The sequence below is a fragment of the Novosphingobium sediminis genome (genome assembly GCF_007991615.1).
GTDB classification, from domain to species: Bacteria; Pseudomonadota; Alphaproteobacteria; order Sphingomonadales; family Sphingomonadaceae; genus Novosphingobium; species Novosphingobium sediminis.
This window is the reverse complement of the sequence record NZ_BJYR01000001.1, coordinates 99,683-117,157: the sequence shown is the minus strand read 5'-3', so window position 1 is coordinate 117,157 and position 17,475 is coordinate 99,683. Positions and strand designations below refer to the sequence as shown.

Sequence of the window (17,475 nt, the reverse complement as noted above, 5' to 3'; positions counted from 1 at the left end):
CTAGGGCTTGGGGGGTGATTCTGCGAGGGTTCGGGAGGGCATTATCCACTTGGGATTGGCCCCCTCCACTACCTCAAAGCAAAGCCTCGATATCCGCCGCCAGCCTTTCCGGCTTGTCGGTCGGCGCATAGCGGCGGACGACCTTGCCATCGCGGCCGATCAGGAACTTGGTGAAGTTCCATTTGATGCCCTTGGTGCCGAGCACGCCGGGGGCCTTGGCCTTCAGCCAGTTGTAGAGCGGATCGGCGCCGTCGCCATTGACCTCGATCTTGGACATGAGGGGGAAACTGACCCCAAAGTTAAGCTTGCAGAAGCTCTCGATTTCCTCCGCGCCCCCCGGCTCCTGCCCGCCGAACTGATTGCAGGGGAACGCCAGCACTTCAAAACCGCGATCCCCGTACTTGCGCCAAAGCGCTTCCAGCCCGTCGTACTGCGGGGTGAAGCCGCACTTGGAAGCGGTGTTGACGACGAGCAGCACCTTGCCCGCCTTTTCGGCGAGACTGAGATCCTTGCCGCCGGGCATCTTCACGGTGAAATCGGCAATCGTCTGCGGGCTGGTCATTCCGTGGGCTCCCCTCGTGTGCTTTGGCCGGAGGCTGGCACGGCGCGGCGCAAGGATCAAGCAGACAGGGGGATCAAGCGGCTAGCAGGATCAGGCCAGCAGCCCTTCGTGGAGGCGTACCACGCGGTCCATGCGCAGGGCGAGGCGCTCGTTATGCGTCGCGACGAGGGCCGAGCTGCCCTCACCCCGCACCAGCTTAAGGAACTCTTCGAGCACCTTGTCGGCGGTCGCTTCATCGAGATTGCCGGTTGGCTCATCCGCCAGCACAAGGCCGGGGCGGTTCGCCAGCGCACGGGCGACAGCAACGCGCTGCTGCTCGCCGCCCGAAAGCTGGCTGGGCCGATGTGTCAGGCGGTGGGCAAGACCGAGCGCCGTCAGCAGTTCTTCCGCGCGGGCCTTGGCTTCGGCAGCCGGCTTGCCCGCTACCAATTGCGGCAGGACGACATTCTCGGTCGCGTTGAAATCAGGCAGCAGGTGATGGAACTGGTAGACGAAGCCCAAGTGATCGCGCCGCAGCGTGGTGCGCGCATCAGCCGAAAGCGCGCTGGCTTCGATGCCGGCGATAGCGATCTGCCCGGTAAAGCCGCCTTCGAGCAGGCCCACTGCTTGCAGCATGGTCGACTTGCCCGAACCCGAAGGTCCGAGCAGCGCAACGATTTCGCCCGGGCGGATCACAAGATCGATCCCGCGCAGGACTTCGATGGTCTCACCGCCCTGCGAGAAGCTGCGCTTGAGGCCCGCGAGGCGGACGAACGGATCACTCATAACGCAGCACCTGCACGGGATCGGTGCTTGCCGCAGTCAGCGCCGGGTAAAGCGTCGCAAGGAAGCTCAGCACCAGCGCCATTACGCAAATCACCGTGATCTCGATGGGATCGCTGCGGCTGGGCAATTCGGTGAGGAAGCGGATCTGCGGATCCCACAGCGGCTGCCCGGTCACATACTGGACACCGTCGATAATGTTCTGGCGGAAGAACAGGAACACCATGCCGAGCGCAAGGCCGACCGCGGTCCCCAGCGCACCAATCACGAAGCCGATCGTGACAAACACCTTGAGCAGGCTTTTACGCGTGGCGCCCATCGTGCGCAGGATCGCGATGTCACGCGTCTTCGCGCGCACCAGCATGATGAGTGACGAGAGGATATTGAACACCGCGACGAGCACGATGATTGAAAGGACCACGAACATCGCGACGCGTTCGACCGCCAGCGCTTCGAACAGGCTGGCATTGATCGTCTTCCAGTCGGTCACTTGCGCGCGTCCCGCCAGCGCCTGCTTGATCGGCGCCAGCGTCTGCGCGGCAGTATCCGCATTGGTCGTCGTCACCTCGATCATGCCGATGGTGTCGCCCGTCAGCAGCAGAGTCTGCGCGTCGGCAATGGGCATGACGACATAGGCCTGATCGTAGTCATAGACGCCGATCTCGAAGATCGCTGCCACCTTGTAGCCGATCTGGCGCGGCACGGTGCCGAAGGGCGTCGAGCGGCCCTGCGGATTGATGATCGTGATCGTGTCGCCAATCTGCGCACCAAGGCTCTCGGCGAGGCGCGAGCCGATCGCGACGTTGGTAGAGCCGGGGCGCAAATCTGCGAAATTGCCGACGAGGCGCTTGGACGAGAGCCGCTTGAGATCGGCGCTGGTGTTGCCGCGCACGAGGATCGCCTCGACCCGCCCGTTGAAGGTGGCGAGCAGCGGCTGCTCGATCAGCGGGCTGGCGCGCGTGACGCCCGGTGTCGCCTCCACCCGCTTCAGGATATCCTGCCAGTCATCAAGCCGGCCGCCGTAGGCCTGAATGATCGCATGGCCATTGAGCCCGACGATCTTGTCAAGCAGTTCGGCGCGAAAGCCGTTCATCACGCTCATCACGATGACCAGCGCAGCCACGCCGAGCATGACCGCGACAAGGCTGATGCCGGCCACCATGGCAATGAACGCCTCACCCCGGCCCGGCAGCATATAGCGCTTGGCGATGGTCCATTCGAAGGGCGAGAGGATCAAGTGCGGGCTCGCTTAAGCATGTCTGGGGCCATCTAGGCGCATGCTTGACGCGTGGCAACCATGCACACTGGGCGTGGGCACCGGATTGGAGACACTTGCGTTACGCCCCAAACGTCGCCACATGGCGCGCGAAGGCGTCGGTACGGGCGCCGCAGCGCAGAATTCGGAACGCCCATGACCCTCACCGATCCCCTTTGCGGCGCGGCCCATCCGTTTTACGACGAGAACGGCGACAAACTCCGCGAAGAATGCGGCATTTTTGGCGTGCTTGGCGCGCGCGATGCCGCCGCCATTTCCGCACTCGGGCTGCACGCATTGCAGCACCGCGGGCAGGAAGCCGTCGGCATCACCAGCTTCGATGGGCAGGAATTCTACTCGCGGCGCGGCATTGGCCATGTCGCCAGCATCTTTTCCAGCAGCGAGGCGATTGCCGAACTGCCCGGCACCATGGCGGCAGGCCATGTGCGGTATTCGACCACTGGCGGCTCGGGCCTGCGCAATGTGCAGCCGCTGTTCGCCGACCTGGCTACCGGCGGCTTCGCTATCGCGCACAACGGCAATATCTCCAACGCGATGACGCTGAAGCGCGACCTTGTCGCCAAGGGCGCGATCTTCCAGTCGACCTCTGACACCGAAGTCATCATCCACCTCGTCGCGACGAGCCGCTATCCCACCCTGCTCGACCGCTTCATCGATGCGCTGCGGCTGGTCGAAGGCGCTTATTCGCTGATCTGCCTCACCAATGAAGGCATGATCGCCTGCCGCGATCCTCTCGGCATCCGCCCCCTCGTCATGGGCAAGCTGGGCGATGCGGTGGTCTTCGCGAGCGAGACCGTGGCGCTCGACGTGATCGGCGCGGACTTCGTGCGCGAGGTCGAGCCGGGCGAGATGATCCAGGTCGGGCATGACGGCGAAATCCGCTGCCACCGCCCGTTCGGCCACCCCAGCCCGCGCCCCTGCATTTTCGAGCACGTCTATTTCAGCCGCCCGGATTCGCTGATGGGCGGCCGCTCGGTCTATGAGGTGCGCAAGGCAATCGGCGCAGAACTGGCGCGTGAGAGCGAAGTCGATGCGGATCTCGTAATCCCCGTGCCGGACAGCGGCGTCCCTGCCGCGCTTGGCTATGCGCAGGCTTCGGGCATTCCGTTCGAGCTTGGCATCATCCGCTCGCACTATGTCGGCCGCACTTTCATCCAACCTTCGGACGGCGCCCGCCACGCCGATGTGAAGCGCAAGCACAATGCCAACCGCGCGCTCGTTTCGGGCAAGCGCATCGTGCTGATCGACGATTCGATCGTGCGCGGCACAACCTCGATGAAGATCGTGCAGATGATGCGCGATGCCGGTGCACGTGAAGTGCACTTCAGGGTTGCCAGCCCGCCGACCGAACATTCCTGCTTCTACGGCGTCGATACGCCCGAGCGTTCAAAGCTGCTCGCCGCGACGATGGACGTGGAAGCCATGGCGAAGTTCATCCACGCCGACAGCCTCGCCTTCATCTCGATCGATGGGCTGTACCGCGCGGTGGGCGAAGCGAGCCGTAACAAGGCCTGCCCGCAGTATTGCGACGCCTGCTTCACCGGCGAGTACCCGACCCGCCTGACCGACCTTGTCGGCCGCGACGGTGCAGACCAACTGTCCCTGCCGGTGGACAAGGTAGCATGAGCAGCGAAGGCCCCCTTTCTGGCCAGCTCGCGCTGGTCACCGGCGCCAGCCGTGGCATTGGCGCGGCAACGGCCAAGGCGCTTGCCGCAGCCGGCGCTCACGTGATCCTGACCGCCCGCGCGGGCAAGGAACTCGAAGCGGTCGAGCAGGCCATCTACGAGACCGGCGGCAACGCCACCATCGCCCCGGTCGATCTGGCCGAGCCTGACGGCATTGCCCGCCTCGCCGCTGCCATCGGCCGCCGCTGGGAAGCGCTCGACATTCTGGTAATCAACGCGGCGGTACTGCCGACGCTGACACCGGTCTGGCAGATCGAGCCAAAGGACCTCAGCCGCGCGATGACGCTCAACGTGCTCGCCACCCAGTCGCTGATCGCTGGCTTCGATCCCATGCTCAAGAAGAGCAAGGACGCCCGCGTGATCGGCGTGACTTCCAGCGTCGGCTCGGCTCCGCGCGCCTATTGGGGTGCCTATGGCGCGACCAAGGCCGCGTTCGAAAACATGCTCGATGCCTATGCGCAGGAAGTTCGCAACCTGTCCGCCATCCGCGTGGCCATCCTTGATCCGGGTGCCACGCGCACCGCAATGCGCGCCAAGGCCTATCCCGGCGAAGACCCGGCCAGCGTTAAGGCGCCGGAAGTAGTTGGCGATTACATCGTGGCATTGGTTGGTGAATCGTTTGCCAGCCCGGCCCGCGTATCGGTTAACCAGCCCCGCGAACCACAAGTCCTAGCAAACGGTTAAGCGCGTCTGGCGATAGTCCGGTCACGATGCCCCGTCCGGGGATGTCGACTCGGCTCAGGACAAGCGCCATGCACAAGGACTGGGATCCTTACGCGAACGAAGCCTATCATCTGGCAAGCCAGGAAGACCGCTGCGCACCGCGCAGCAAGGTCAACATTCCGGCAACCCTGCGCGCGTCGGGCTCGAAGGGCTTCCACACCGTCGTGCATGATCTGTCACTCGGCGGCTTCTCGGCGACCGCGCTCAACCGCATGCATGTCGGCTCGACCTGCTGGCTGACCTTGCCCGGCCTCGAGGCGCAACAGGCCGAAGTCGTCTGGTGGCTGCGCGGCCAGGTCGGTTGCGCTTTTGCCAAGCTGCTCAGCCCGATCGTCCACGACAACATCCTGCAGCGCTACCGCGGCGACGGGGTCTATCGCCCGGTTGGGTGACGATTCCAGCCCTTCTGGTTGGTAAAAATTTCTTTAACCTTTTCAACAAACCTCAAGCCGGCTTGAGCAGCGTTACGTGGCCAAGGTTTCGCTGCTGAGCGGATAGCTGGCAGTGCGGACCATCCATCTATCCGGCATGGCGATTGCCTCCGATCCTGGCGTCAACCGGGCAGTGCCGCCTGCCCGTTAGATCGCCACGCAGTTGACGTCACTTCCCGCGATCATTCCATTCGCCATAGGCCGCCAGCGCGCGCGCGCGCGCCTCGGCATGGCCGACGATCCGGGGCGGGTAGGCGCGCGGGCGCACGTCGGGATCGTGGATGCGCGTATCATCGAGGTGCGCCAATTCCGGCACCCACTGACGGATATAGCCCGCCGCATCGAACTTGGGGCTCTGGGTCAACGGCGCCATGATCCGCACGAACATGTTGCTGTCGACGCCCGTCCCCGCGCTCCACTGCCAGTTGACCGCGTTCGAGCCATAGTCTGCATCGACCAGCGTATCCCAGAACCAGCGTTCGCCTTCTCGCCAGTCGATCAGCAAATGCTTGATGAGGAAGCTGGCGGCGATCATCCGCACGCGGTTGTGCATCCAGCCCGTCGCCCACAGTTCGCGCATGCCGGCATCGACGATCGGATAGCCGGTGCAGCCCTGTTGCCAGGCCTTGAGTCCCACCGGATCATCGCGCCAAGGGAACTCTTCAAAAGCCTCGCGCGCAGGCTTTCCGGCATAATCCGGCATCTGCAGGATCACGTTCTGCGCATAGTCGCGCCAGCCCAGTTCGCCGAGGAATGTACCCACCGAACCGCCCCGCTCGGCCGCCGCGTGCCACAGCGCCGCGGGCGAGACCTCGCCGAAATGCAGGTGCGGCGAAAGACGCGAGGTGCCGGAAACGCTGGGCAGATTGCGCCGCTCGGAGTAGACGCGGGCACGCGGGAGGAACGCTGCAAGCCGGTCAGCAGCCCCCGCCTCACCCGGCGTCCACTCGTCCCGCATGCCGCCAGCCCAGTCGGGCGTGGTTGGCAGGAGGTTCCAATCAGCAAGATTGTCGGAGGCAGGCCACGCGGCGGGCGCGGGCAAGGATTGCGGTGCAGGCTGCGGCGCGGCGGGCGGCATGCGCGCTTCGAGGGCGCGCCAGAACGGGGTGTAGATCTTGTATGGGCCGCCACTGCCCGTGGTAATCGACCCCGGCGGCGCGAGGTAATTGCCGTGGTGGCGCTGGAGATCGAGGACCTCGCCCACCGCGCGCTCCGCATTGCGCCACCAAGGCTCATAGTGGCGCAGGCAGTGGACTGTGGCCGCGCCCGTCTCGCGAGCAAGGTCAGCCAACACGGTCTCACACCGCCCACGCCGCAGGATCAGGCGCGAGCCCCGCTTGCGCAGATCCGCATCAAGGCTCGCGAGGCTGTAGTGCAGCCACCAGCGCGAGGCCGCGCCCATGCGGCGGTGCTTCGGCGTCTCGTCATCAAGGACGTAGACCGGAATCACCGGCCCGGCAGCAGCAGCTGCGACAAAGGCGGCCTGATCAGCAAGGCGCAGGTCGCGGCGCAGCCAGACGATGGTGGGCGAAGTCATCCGCTTCCTCTGCAACGCGGTTGACGGCGCGGCACCTGCACATTGGGGCAGGCGCTCAGTAGCGGGCCCCGCAGTGGATGGCCGATACGCTGAAGTTCCGGCTCATCATCGGTCCGGTGAAACGCCCATCGCCGAATGTCACCTTGCTGCAGCGTCCGTTGTCCACGATCCGCGCGGCGGGCATTTGCGACCAGACGAGGAACTTGGCGACCTGCCGGCTGCTGGCGGCGGCCGCAGCCACACGCGGGTCGCTCATGTTATCCGGTGCTGGCACCGTAAAATCGAGCAGCGCCGCTTGCCGGACGAACGGATCAAAGCGCCCGAACGCGATGGCCCCATCTTGCCGCCAGACGACATCGCGCCGCCAGAATGCCAGCGGTTCGGGCGCGGCGAACACGCGGTCGGGATTGGCATAGGGCGCGTCGATGCGCGGCGCGTCCCATGCCAGCGCGGAGATCGCGATGTTGACCCCAATGAAGAGAACCGCCGCCGCAACCCCGGCCAAGGCATATCGAGGCCGCCGATAGCGCCGCGCTGCCCAGATGCCGCCTCCGAGCAGAGCCAGCAACCACGGCGAAATGATGAACAGCCCATCCGTGTGGAACCAGCGATCGCTGAAGGGCGAAAGCAGCTGCACCGCATAAATGTTCTGCATATCGAGCAGCGGATGCGTCAAAGCGCCCAGCCAGCACAGCGCAAGCAGCCAACCAAAATGAAGCGGGGGCGCGCTTTCAGGAGCAGGCCGCCGCCTGCCCCATAGCCACAGCAACAATGCCAGCAGCGGCGGCAGCAGCAGGACACCGCCCGGTAGGCCATGCGTAAAGCCCCGATGCATCGCGAGCGGCGGCCATGGCGCCCAGCCGAACAGAACATCTATGTCGGGCAGGTTCGCCGCGAGAACCAGCGCCGCCGTGCCAAAGCGGGTGCGGCGCTTCAGGCCGGTTTCGGCCAGCGCCCACCCGACAAGGCTGTGCGTGAGGTTATCCAGAAATCACGCCTGATCGGCAGAGACGGTCCAGGTCTGACCCTTGCTGAGGAGCTTGGCGAGGTTTGCGGTCTTGCCTGCCGCGGCGCGCGTGCGTTCCTCGATCACCGCCGCCTCGAAGGTCGGGCGCGGATCGTCGTAGATCACGCCCAGTGCCATCGGGAACGGGCCGAACGGCATCTCGACAAGGAGATGCGCCAGCGCGCGGTTCTTCTCGTCGTGGACGCGCACGCCCGCCGCCTGCCAATCGCCATCGACGACATCGACCACCTTGAGCGCCAGCGTCTCGGTATCGAGAGCGATGCCCTTGGTGCCCTTGTTGAACAGCATCGGCTCGCCGTGCTTCAGCCAGAGTTGGCCCATGGCGGCACCGGCCTTCTCGGTGAAATCGGCGAAGACATCCTTGTTGTAGACGATGCAGTTCTGGAAGATCTCCACGAACGCCGCGCCCTGATGGGCGTGCGCGGCCTTGAGCACCGAGGGCAGTTCCTTGCTCACGTCATAGGCGCGCGCGATGAAGCGTCCGCCGGCGCCCAGCGCAAAGGCGCAGGGGCTGGCCGGACGGTCAACCGAGCCCAGCGGTGTCGTGGGCGAAACGGTGCCGGGGCGGCTGGTCGGCGAATACTGGCCCTTGGTGAGGCCGTAGATCTCGTTGTTGAACAGCAGGATCTGCGTGTTCAGGTTCCGGCGCAGCACGTGCATCGTGTGGTTGCCGCCGATCGACATGCCGTCGCCGTCACCCGTGACGAGCCACACGTCGAGCTCCGGATTGGCGAGCTTGAGACCCGTTGCGAAGGCAGGGGCGCGGCCGTGGATGGTGTGGAAGCCGTAGCTTTCGACATAGTAGGGGAAGCGGCTCGAGCAGCCGATGCCCGAAACGAACACGGTCTTGGCCGGGTCCGCGCCGATTTCCGGCAGAGTGCGCTGCACCGCCTTGAGGATCGCGTAGTCACCGCAGCCCGGGCACCAGCGGACTTCCTGATCGGTTTCCCAGTCCTTGAGCGTGGTCTGGACCTTGGCGATGGGGGTCATGTCGTTCATGGTGTCGCTTCCCTCAGGCCAGCGCCGCGGCAATCGCCGCTTCGATTTCGGCAATGGTGAACGGCTGCCCGCTCGTCTTGTTGAGCGGCTTGGCATCGACTAGATACTGATCGCGCAGCACGGTCTTGAACTGGCCGGTGTTCATTTCGGGCACCAGCACCTGATCGTAGCTCTTCAGCAGCTCGCCAAGGTTCTCGGGCAGCGGCCAGACGTGGCGCACATGGATGTGGCTGACGTCATAGCCCTTTCGGCGGGCGCGGCGCACGGCCTGATGGATCGGGCCATAAGTCGAGCCCCAGCCGACCAGCGCGAGCTTGCCGCCCGCTTCGCCGAGGGTGACTTCCTGCGCCGGAATGCCGGCAGCGATGCCGTCCACCTTGTCCTTGCGCGCGTTGGTCATCGCCTGATGGCTGGCGGGCGCATAATCGATGTTGCCGGTGCCGGGGTTCTTCTCGATGCCGCCGATGCGGTGCATGAGGCCCGGAGTGCCCGGCTTGATCCACGGCCGCGCGCCCTTTTCGTCGCGCGCATAGGGCAGCACCTTGCCGTCGGGACCGTTGGGTTCTTCGAGGAACGTAACCGGGAATGGCTCGAACCCAGCAGGATCGGGCACCTTCCACGGCTCGGCCGCATTGGCGATATAGCCGTCGGTCAGCAGCATCACCGGGGTCATGTACTGCACCGCAAGGCGGCACGCCTCGATCGCGCACTCGAACGCATCCGAGGGGCTGCGTGCGGCGATCACCGGCATCGGCGCATCGCCATTGCGGCCATAGACTGCCTGATAAAGGTCCGATTGCTCGGTCTTGGTGGGGAGGCCGGTCGAAGGACCGCCGCGCTGCGAGTTGACGATGACGAGCGGCAGCTCGGTCATGATCGCAAGGCCCATCGCCTCACCCTTCAGCGCAATGCCGGGGCCCGAGGACGATGTCACGCCCAGCTGTCCGCCGAACGACGCACCGATGGCGGCGGCAATCGCTGCGATCTCGTCTTCCGCCTGGAAGGTTGTGACGCCGAATTCCTTGAGCCGCGCGAGGTTGTGGAGGATCGCCGAAGCCGGAGTGATCGGATAGCCGCCGAAGAACAGGTCCAGACCCGCAAGCTGCGCACCGGCAACCAGACCATAGGAAACGGCCTCGGCACCAGTCACGGTACGGTAAAGACCCGGCTCGCTCTCAACCGGAGCGAGGTGATACTGCTTGAGCGGGCCTGCCAGCTCAGCTGTCTCACCATAAGCGTGGCCCGCATTGAGCGCGGCGATATTGGCATCGGCCAGCACCGGCGCCTTGGCGAACTTGCCCTTGAGCCAATCGATCAGCGGCTGGCGATCACGGTCGAACATCCACAGCGCAAGGCCGAGCGTCCACATGTTCTTGCAGCGCAGCGCTTCCTTGTTGCCAAGGCCGAAGGGCTTCACCGCTTCGAGCGTCAGCGCCGAGATGTCGAATGCCAGCACCTGCCACTTCTCGAGGCTGCCATCCTCAAGCGGGCTGACATCGTACTTCGCCTTCTCGAGGTTACGCTTGTTGAACTCGCCGGTGTCGGCGATGATCAGGCCGCCCGCCTTCAGCGCACCGACATTGGTCTTGAGCGCGGCCGGGTTCATCGCAACGAGCACGTCGGGTGCGTCGCCTGCGGTATCGATCTCGGTCGAGCCGAAGTTGATCTGGAACGCGGAGACACCGAACAACGTGCCCTGCGGCGCGCGGATTTCGGCGGGGAAATCGGGGAAAGTCGCGAGGTCATTGCCCGCCAGCGCGGTAGAGAGCGTGAACTGGCCGCCGGTAAGCTGCATGCCATCGCCCGAATCGCCTGCAAACCGCACCACGACCGCGTCGGGCGCGGGGGAATGATCGCTCCCGCCGGTGTGGCCTTCGGGTTCGCTCTCAAGAACTGTCGCCATAAGATCCTCTGCTATCCGCGGCGGGCGACCATCCGGCCCGTCGCGTCCTCTTGCGCACCTTGCTTCGTCTAGGGGCGCCTATTCCCTCATGTAGCGGTTCGCAAAGAAGAAAAACTGATGCACCGCAAATCTTGCACTCGCTCATGTTTCCGATTGCCCCCGCCCGTCAAGCCCCGCAAATAACAGTCCTGTCAGTTGGCGCCTTTCGCCGACTCAGCACGACAAGACACCTTGCAAGGATGAGGAAGCCGATGTCCGACACTGCAACGCCCCCCGGCAGCACCCCCTATGTCCGGCCCGACGTGAAGGCCTTTCTGGATTTCATGGCCTCGGTCCCCGGTCCCTCCATGGCCGAGCTTGGCCCCGAAGGCGCGCGGGCGAACTATGTGCAGATGGGCGTGCTGGCCGAGGCCGAGCCGCGCGAACTGGCGGTCATCAAGGATCTCTCCTGCCCCGGCCCTGCGGGCGACATTCCGCTGCGTTTCTACGATGCACGAGAAACGCGTGAGCCCGGCCCGGTGGTCATGTTCTTCCACGGCGGCGGCTTCGTCATCGGCGATCTCGATAGCCACCACTCGCTCTGTACCGAAATCGCGGCCGAGCTCGATCTGCCGGTGATCGCGGTGCACTACCGCCTTGCCCCTGAGCACCCCTTCCCCGCAGCGCCCGATGACTGCGAGGCGGCGTCGCGTTGGGTCGCGACAAGCCCCGAAGCGCTGGGCCGTACGATCACCGGCCTGATCCCGATGGGCGACTCAGCGGGGGGCAACCTCACCATCGTCATCACGCAGGCGCTCGCGGAACGGCCCGCGGATGTGCCGGTCGTGCTGCAGGTGCCGATCTATCCGCTGAGCGACGACAAGCCCGACCACGCCTCGTTCTTCCAGTTTGCCGATGGCTTCGTGCTGACGGCCGAAACGATGGCGTGGTTCTCGGATGCCTACAAAGCCGAACTCGGCAACCCGCGCGCCTATCCGATTTACGGCAACCATGCCGATACGCCCCCAACCGTGCTCGTAACGGCCAGCCTTGATCCGATCCGCGACAGCGGCCGCGTCTATGGCGCAGAGCTGATCCGTGCCGGCGCCGAAGTCGTGTTCCTCGAAATGAAAGGCACGACCCACGCCTTCGCCCAATTGCGCAAGGCGTTCCCGAGTGCGAACGGCGACATGAAGCGCATTTTTTCCGCCGTCCGCCTGCTGCTGGACCGCGGCTGATGAACCAGGATCCTGCCGGGCTTCCCTACCGTCCTTGCGTGGGCGTGATGCTGGTAAATGGCGATGGCCACGTCTTCGTCGGCCAGCGCATTGACAGCAAGGAAGGGGATGCCTGGCAGATGCCGCAAGGCGGGATCGACGACGGAGAAGAACTCCACCCGGCCGCGCTGCGCGAGCTGGAAGAAGAGACCGGCGTTACGGCGGACCTCGTCACGATCATCGCCGAAAGCCGCGAGGAATACCTTTACGACCTGCCGGACAATCTGATCGGCAAGCTCTGGGGCGGGCGTTATCGCGGCCAGCGGCAGCGCTGGATTCTGGTGCGCTTCAACGGGGCGGACGAGCAGATCAGGCTCGATGCCCATGCCCATCCGGAGTTTCTGGCATGGCGTTGGGTCGAGCCTGAGCAACTGCCCGACTTGATCGTTCCGTTCAAGAAGCGCGTCTACCGTCAGGTCGTCGAGGAATTCCACGCGTTGATCTGAGGCAGTACGCCCTGACTTCGCGCATTCGCCGGATCGGGATCAGGCCTCAGTTATCCACGACTTGCGGATCGGGCTTCACCGCATCTGCAGAGACCACCCGAGCCACAGGCCCCTTGGCAATCACGCTGGCAAGGCCTTGTGCCTCGGCACAATTGCGCCCGCACAGGCCTTCCAACCGCGCGAGATTGCCCTTGGCCTTTTCGACGGCGCCCTTCTCGGCCATCGCACTACCTTCACCGGCGAGCGCGGCAAGGTTGTTGGGATCACGCTCCAGCGCTTCGCGGTAGTAGTGGATCGCCTTGCCCTGCATGCCGGCGCCGCGCGCCGCATCGCCCAGCGCAAGGTAGGTCGCGGGATTGCCCGGATCGACGGCAAGCGCGGCTTCGAAGCTGTCGGTCGCGCCCTCGATATCGCCGCGTCCGAGTAATTCCCGCCCGGATTCGACAAGGGCCTTTGCGCGGGGGTCATTGGGTAGTGATACGCCGGCCGTTCCGGCGCTTCCCGTCACCAGCACGAGAAGGGACAAGGCAACCCCCAAAGGCATGTAGCGCATCAAATACTCCCAGAGCCGGCCATGCGGCGCGCGTGGTCCCCCGGCGTCCATGATGTGCTTGCGTATCATAGCCGGTGCAGTGTTGCGAAGAAAAACCCGTCGGTCGAATCGTCCCAAGGGGTAAGCCTGAGGCCGCTGCCGCGCGGGGTTCCCGCCCCCACCTGCTGTTCGGCTGCGCGCCACTCCGGATTACGCTCGAGGAATGCCCCGACCACATCCGGGCCTTCAGCATCAAGCAGCGAACAGACCACATAGGTCAGCCGCCCGCCGGGACGCACGAGGCTCGCCCCGATCCGCAGCACTTCGGCCTGCATCCTCGCATAGCGCGCAAGGCTCTGCGGCGTGATCCGCCAGCGCGCTTCGGGGCCGCGTCGCCAGGTGCCGGTGCCCGAACACGGCGCATCGACCATGACCGCATCGGCCTTGCCCTGCCAATCCGCCAGAGCCTCCGTCTCGCGGCCGGGATCGAGCAGGCGGGTTTCGACTTGTGCACCGGCTCGAGCCGCGCGCGGCGCAAGGCGCGAAAGGCGCGGTCGGTCGATGTCGCAGGCGAGAAGGTGCCCCTCCCCTTGCATTGCGGCGGCAAGTGCCAGCGTCTTGCCCCCTGCCCCGGCGCAGAGATCGACCACGGCTTCACCCGGACAAACCTCAAGCGCACTGCAGGTCAGCTGGCTGCCGGTATCCTGCACTTCAAACAGACCCTCGGCGAACTCCGGCCAGCTTTCTACCGGTGTGCCGCCGGGCAGGCGCAGTGCATCAGGCGCCTGCGTCCGTTCAGCCTCAAGCGGAAGGATCGCAGCAAGCCTGTCGCGCGTGGTCTTGAGCCGGTTGGCCCTGAGATCGAGCGGCGCGCGAGCGAGCAAGCCGGCGCCTTGTTCGCGGGAAATGCCGGAAGCGGCGAGCTGCTCCTCGAGCCACGCAGGGGCAACGCCTACCGATGCAACCGGTTCTTCTTCACGGATCGGTGCGGGGCCATAGCGCGAGCCATCGAACAGGGCCGTCAGCACCGGATCAACCTTGGCAACGGCCAACATGGCGGCTCGCCCGCTGACTGGAACCTCCCCGCAAAGCCGGATCGCGCCCCACGCCAGATCGCGGATCGCGCGGCGGTCCTTTGAGCCGATGAAACGGCGCGCCTTCAACCACTCGGATGCGACGCGCTCAGCCGACGCGCCTTCGCGCCGCGCGGCGGCAATCACCGCGTCGAGCACTTCGATGGCCGATTGCACCCGCGCTGCGGGGGTCATGGCCCAATCCCCGAATGCACCTCAGCGCGAAGGATAGTTCGGCGCCTCGCGCGTGATCGCCACGTCGTGGACATGGCTTTCGCTCAGGCCCGCATTGGTGATCCGCACGAACTTTGCGTTCTCGCGCAGCGCTTCGAGCGTCGGGCTGCCGGTGTAGCCCATCGCCGCCTTGATACCGCCAACAAGCTGGTGGACGACATCCTTGGCCGGTCCCTTGTACGGCACCTGGCCTTCGATGCCTTCGGGCACCAGCTTCATCGAATCCTTGATGTCCTGCTGGAAATAGCGGTCCGCCGAGCCGCGTGCCATCGCGCCGACCGAGCCCATGCCGCGGTACGACTTGTAGGAACGGCCCTGATAGAGGAACGTCTCGCCCGGAGCTTCTTCGGTGCCAGCCAGCATCGAGCCGACCATGATCGTGCTTGCGCCTGCCGCCAGCGCCTTGGCCGCATCGCCCGAGGTGCGGAGGCCGCCATCGGCGATCACCGGAACGCCGGACTTTGCCGCTTCCGCCGCGCATTCGAGCACCGCCGTCAGCTGCGGCACGCCGACACCGGCGACGATGCGCGTTGTGCAGATCGAACCCGGCCCGATGCCGATCTTCACGCCGTCCGCACCAGCATCGATAAGCGCGCGCGTGGCTTCTGCCGTCGCGACATTGCCGGCGATGACCTGCACGGTGTTCGACATGGCCTTCACCGCCTCGACCGCGCGGGCAACGTCGCGGTTGTGGCCGTGGGCGGTGTCGATGATGATAACGTCGCACTCGGCCTCGACCAGCGCGCGGGTGCGTTCCATGCCCTTTTCGCCAACGGTGGTTGCCGCCGCAACGCGCAGGCGCCCACCGGCATCCTTGGTCGCATTGGGATAAGTGACCGCCTTCTCGATGTCCTTCACCGTGATGAGGCCGATGCAGCGAAAGGCATCGTCGACCACCAGCAGCTTCTCGATCCGGCGCTGATGGAGCAGCCGGCGCGCTTCGTCGCCCGACGTGCCCAGCTTCACCGTCGCAAGGTTTTCGCGCGTCATCAGCTCGTGCACCGGCTGCGCGGGATTGTCGGCGAAACGCACGTCGCGGTTGGTGAGGATGCCGACAAGCTTGCCGCTTGCCTCGACCACCGGAATGCCGCTGATCCTGTTCGCGCGCATGATCGCCTGCGCATCGCCGAGCGTTGCATCGGGCGTGACGGTGATCGGATTGACCACCATCCCGCTTTCGAAGCGCTTTACCGCGCGGACTGCGGCAGCCTGCTGCTCGACCGTCAGGTTGCGGTGAAGCACGCCGATGCCGCCGAGCTGCGCCATGACGATCGCCATGTCCGCTTCGGTCACCGTATCCATCGCGGCCGAAATCACCGGGATGTTGAGCGTGATCGAGCTGGTCAGCCGGGTGCGGGTATCCGCCTGCGTCGGCACCAAGTCCGATGCGCCGGGACGCAGCAGGACGTCGTCAAATGTAAGGCCGAGGGGGATATCCATGGAGTGCGCCACTTGCCGTTAGGGGAGATTCGTGGCGGCCCATGTAATCAAGCCGGGCGGTTTAGGCTAGGGCCAACGGTCTACTTTGCACCTGCCGCGGGCCGGCTATCCGGCCAGGCCTTGGTATCGGCGAAGAAACGCACCAGTTCGGTCTGGATCAGCACGTCGTCAACCATGCCGCCATAGACAACGCGCGCAGCCTCATCGGCGGGGCGGTGGTAGATGTCTTTCATGAAAGCCTCGAGCCGCGCCGGGTCCGAATAGCTGGTGCTGACCATGACCGAGGGGACATCATGCTGCATCAGCGCCCAGCTATCCTGACGGCGCGCAAAGGCATTGGCCGCATCACCGGTAGCAAGTTTGCGCTTCATCGCCTTGAGCACTTTGGCGATGCCTGCATCAAGCGGGGTCATCCCCTGCCCCACGACGCTGACCGGAAGACCGGCGGGAACCAGCCCGCTGCTGTCGACGTTGAACGCCGCAACCACATTTCCCAGCGGCAGAGGCGGGTTCTCGGCAAACGCCATCGCGCCGAGCAGGCCGAGTTCCTCACCGGTTGTAGCAACGAAATAGACATCGCGCTCCAGCGGCTTGCCGGCGGATAGCTGGCGCGCGACTTCGGTAATGACCGAAAGCCCGGACGCATTGTCCACCGCGCCGGGGCAGATCAGCTTTTCTGCAGGCGGCTCGGCGCATTTCCCGAAATGGTCCCAGTGCGCCATCAGCACAACCGCGCCCGAACCCGGCCGGCGCCCCTCGAGCTTGCCGATCAGGTTGTGCGTCTTGATACGCGTCTCGCGATTGGTAGCCTCGAACGAGCCGTTTATTCCGAGCGGCTTTGCGCTGAAGCCGGGCGCGGCTCCGGCGGCATGAAGACTGGCAATAGTGGGTGCACCCGATGCGGCGAGCATCTGATTGGCTGCATCGGCGGAGAGGAACACCTCGATATCGCCGCCCAGCTTTTCGCCCGCCAAGGCATAACCGGCACGGCGGCGGCGAGCCAGCACGTCTTCGAGCGAACGGTTGCCGTCCAGCACGGTCAAAACCGCCGAAGCGCCGCTTTCAAGCAGCTTGCCCGCGCGGTCGACCGGACGCGAGGCGGCGCCGCCGGGCTTCGCTGGTTCGGGCGGCGGCGCCTCACTGTCGAGAATGACCGCGACACGGCCAGCCAGTTCGGTCCGCGCGCCATCTCCGCCCGCATTCGTCCCGACATAGACCAGCGGCGCGTTCTCGATCAGGCTGCGCAGGCCCGAGGTGACGACGAACGAACCACCTTCCGGCAAGGCCACCCGGCGCTTGCCGTGCATGAACTGCGCGCGAGAGCCCTGCGGCACCCGCTCGACCAGTTCGACCGGAGCGAACCAGGCATTGCCCGGATCGTTGGTGCCCGATTCCAGCCCGATGTCGAACCACTGGCGCGCAAGATAGCGCAAGGTCAGCGTCTCGCCGGGAGTCCCGGGCTCGCGCCCGCCATATTCCTCACTCGAAAGCGTGGTGACATGCTGGCGCAACAGCACTTCGATCTGCTGCAACTGGCGCTTGGTCGGCGCTGCGGCGCTACCTGGCAGCGGTGCCAAAGCGAGGGCTGC

At 65.3% G+C, this 17,475-nt stretch carries 16 protein-coding genes; 5 read left to right on the top strand and 11 right to left on the bottom strand.

Going from position 1 to position 17,475, the window contains the following annotated elements; genetic code table 11:
- Positions 1-73: 73 nt before the first annotated feature.
- From NSE01_RS00505 to NSE01_RS00495, 3 genes are all read right to left on the bottom strand, one after another.
- Positions 74-562, bottom strand: coding sequence for a glutathione peroxidase (locus NSE01_RS00505; RefSeq protein WP_147157660.1), 489 nt, complete (start codon positions 560-562; stop codon positions 74-76).
- A gap of 90 nt (positions 563-652) precedes the next feature.
- Positions 653-1,327, bottom strand: a complete 675-nt coding sequence (locus NSE01_RS00500; protein WP_147157659.1) for an ABC transporter ATP-binding protein — start codon at positions 1,325-1,327, stop codon at positions 653-655.
- On the bottom strand, positions 1,320-2,561 hold the full coding sequence (locus NSE01_RS00495) for a lipoprotein-releasing ABC transporter permease subunit (protein ID WP_147157658.1): 1,242 nt from the start codon (positions 2,559-2,561) through the stop codon (positions 1,320-1,322). The genes NSE01_RS00500 and NSE01_RS00495 overlap by 8 nt, the downstream gene beginning before the upstream one ends.
- A 174-nt stretch (positions 2,562-2,735) precedes the next feature.
- Here NSE01_RS00495 and purF point away from each other — a divergent pair, with 174 nt between their 5' ends.
- The 3 genes from purF (at position 2,736) to NSE01_RS00480 (ending at position 5,400) form a co-directional block, all read left to right on the top strand.
- Entirely contained in the window at positions 2,736-4,226 is a 1,491-nt protein-coding gene (purF, locus tag NSE01_RS00490; protein WP_147157657.1) for an amidophosphoribosyltransferase, read from the top strand.
- Complete coding sequence (locus NSE01_RS00485) at positions 4,223-4,969, top strand: SDR family NAD(P)-dependent oxidoreductase (RefSeq protein WP_147157656.1); 747 nt, start codon at positions 4,223-4,225, stop codon at positions 4,967-4,969. Before purF ends, NSE01_RS00485 begins: the two co-directional genes overlap by 4 nt.
- 68 nt (positions 4,970-5,037) lie before the next feature.
- Entirely contained in the window at positions 5,038-5,400 is a 363-nt protein-coding gene (locus NSE01_RS00480; RefSeq protein WP_147157655.1) for a PilZ domain-containing protein, read from the top strand.
- Between the two features lie 208 nt (positions 5,401-5,608).
- Here NSE01_RS00480 and NSE01_RS00475 read toward each other — a convergent pair whose 3' ends face one another.
- Genes NSE01_RS00475 through NSE01_RS00460 form a run of 4 tightly spaced genes read right to left on the bottom strand, consistent with a single transcriptional unit; the run spans position 5,609 to position 10,905 of the window.
- On the bottom strand, positions 5,609-6,976 hold the full coding sequence (locus NSE01_RS00475) for a cryptochrome/photolyase family protein (protein ID WP_147157654.1): 1,368 nt from the start codon (positions 6,974-6,976) through the stop codon (positions 5,609-5,611).
- 55 nt (positions 6,977-7,031) lie between these two features.
- Positions 7,032-7,964 carry a metal-dependent hydrolase gene (locus NSE01_RS00470; RefSeq protein WP_147157653.1) on the bottom strand — a complete coding sequence of 311 codons (933 nt, stop codon included), beginning with the start codon at positions 7,962-7,964 and terminating at the stop codon, positions 7,032-7,034.
- A gap of 3 nt (positions 7,965-7,967) precedes the next feature.
- Positions 7,968-9,002: a 2-oxoacid:ferredoxin oxidoreductase subunit beta gene (locus NSE01_RS00465; protein WP_147157652.1), complete on the bottom strand. Its 1,035-nt coding sequence runs from the start codon at positions 9,000-9,002 to the stop codon at positions 7,968-7,970.
- 13 nt (positions 9,003-9,015) lie between these two features.
- On the bottom strand, positions 9,016-10,905 hold the full coding sequence (locus NSE01_RS00460; protein ID WP_147157651.1) for a 2-oxoacid:acceptor oxidoreductase subunit alpha: 1,890 nt from the start codon (positions 10,903-10,905) through the stop codon (positions 9,016-9,018).
- Positions 10,906-11,156: 251 nt separating this feature from the next.
- On the opposite strand from NSE01_RS00460, the gene NSE01_RS00455 reads away from it, so the two are divergent.
- Both NSE01_RS00455 and NSE01_RS00450 read left to right on the top strand, forming a co-directional pair.
- The gene (locus tag NSE01_RS00455; RefSeq protein WP_147157650.1) at positions 11,157-12,122 is read left to right on the top strand and encodes an alpha/beta hydrolase; all 966 of its coding nucleotides are present in this window, start codon (positions 11,157-11,159) and stop codon (positions 12,120-12,122) included.
- Positions 12,122-12,607: an RNA pyrophosphohydrolase gene (locus NSE01_RS00450; protein ID WP_147157649.1), complete on the top strand. Its 486-nt coding sequence runs from the start codon at positions 12,122-12,124 to the stop codon at positions 12,605-12,607. Before NSE01_RS00455 ends, NSE01_RS00450 begins: the two co-directional genes overlap by 1 nt.
- 46 nt (positions 12,608-12,653) lie before the next feature.
- Here NSE01_RS00450 and NSE01_RS00445 read toward each other — a convergent pair whose 3' ends face one another.
- The 4 genes from NSE01_RS00445 to NSE01_RS00430 form a co-directional block, all read right to left on the bottom strand.
- Complete coding sequence (locus NSE01_RS00445; RefSeq protein ID WP_147157648.1) at positions 12,654-13,160, bottom strand: tetratricopeptide repeat protein; 507 nt, start codon at positions 13,158-13,160, stop codon at positions 12,654-12,656.
- 65 nt (positions 13,161-13,225) lie between these two features.
- On the bottom strand, positions 13,226-14,407 hold the full coding sequence (locus tag NSE01_RS00440) for an RsmB/NOP family class I SAM-dependent RNA methyltransferase (protein ID WP_147157647.1): 1,182 nt from the start codon (positions 14,405-14,407) through the stop codon (positions 13,226-13,228).
- Between the two features lie 21 nt (positions 14,408-14,428).
- Entirely contained in the window at positions 14,429-15,886 is a 1,458-nt protein-coding gene (gene guaB, locus NSE01_RS00435) for an IMP dehydrogenase (RefSeq protein WP_147157646.1), read from the bottom strand.
- An 80-nt stretch (positions 15,887-15,966) separates the two neighbouring features.
- Positions 15,967-17,463 (bottom strand): M28 family metallopeptidase, encoded by a 1,497-nt coding sequence (locus tag NSE01_RS00430; protein ID WP_246134956.1) that lies wholly within the window; start codon positions 17,461-17,463, stop codon positions 15,967-15,969.
- Positions 17,464-17,475: the final 12 nt, after the last annotated feature.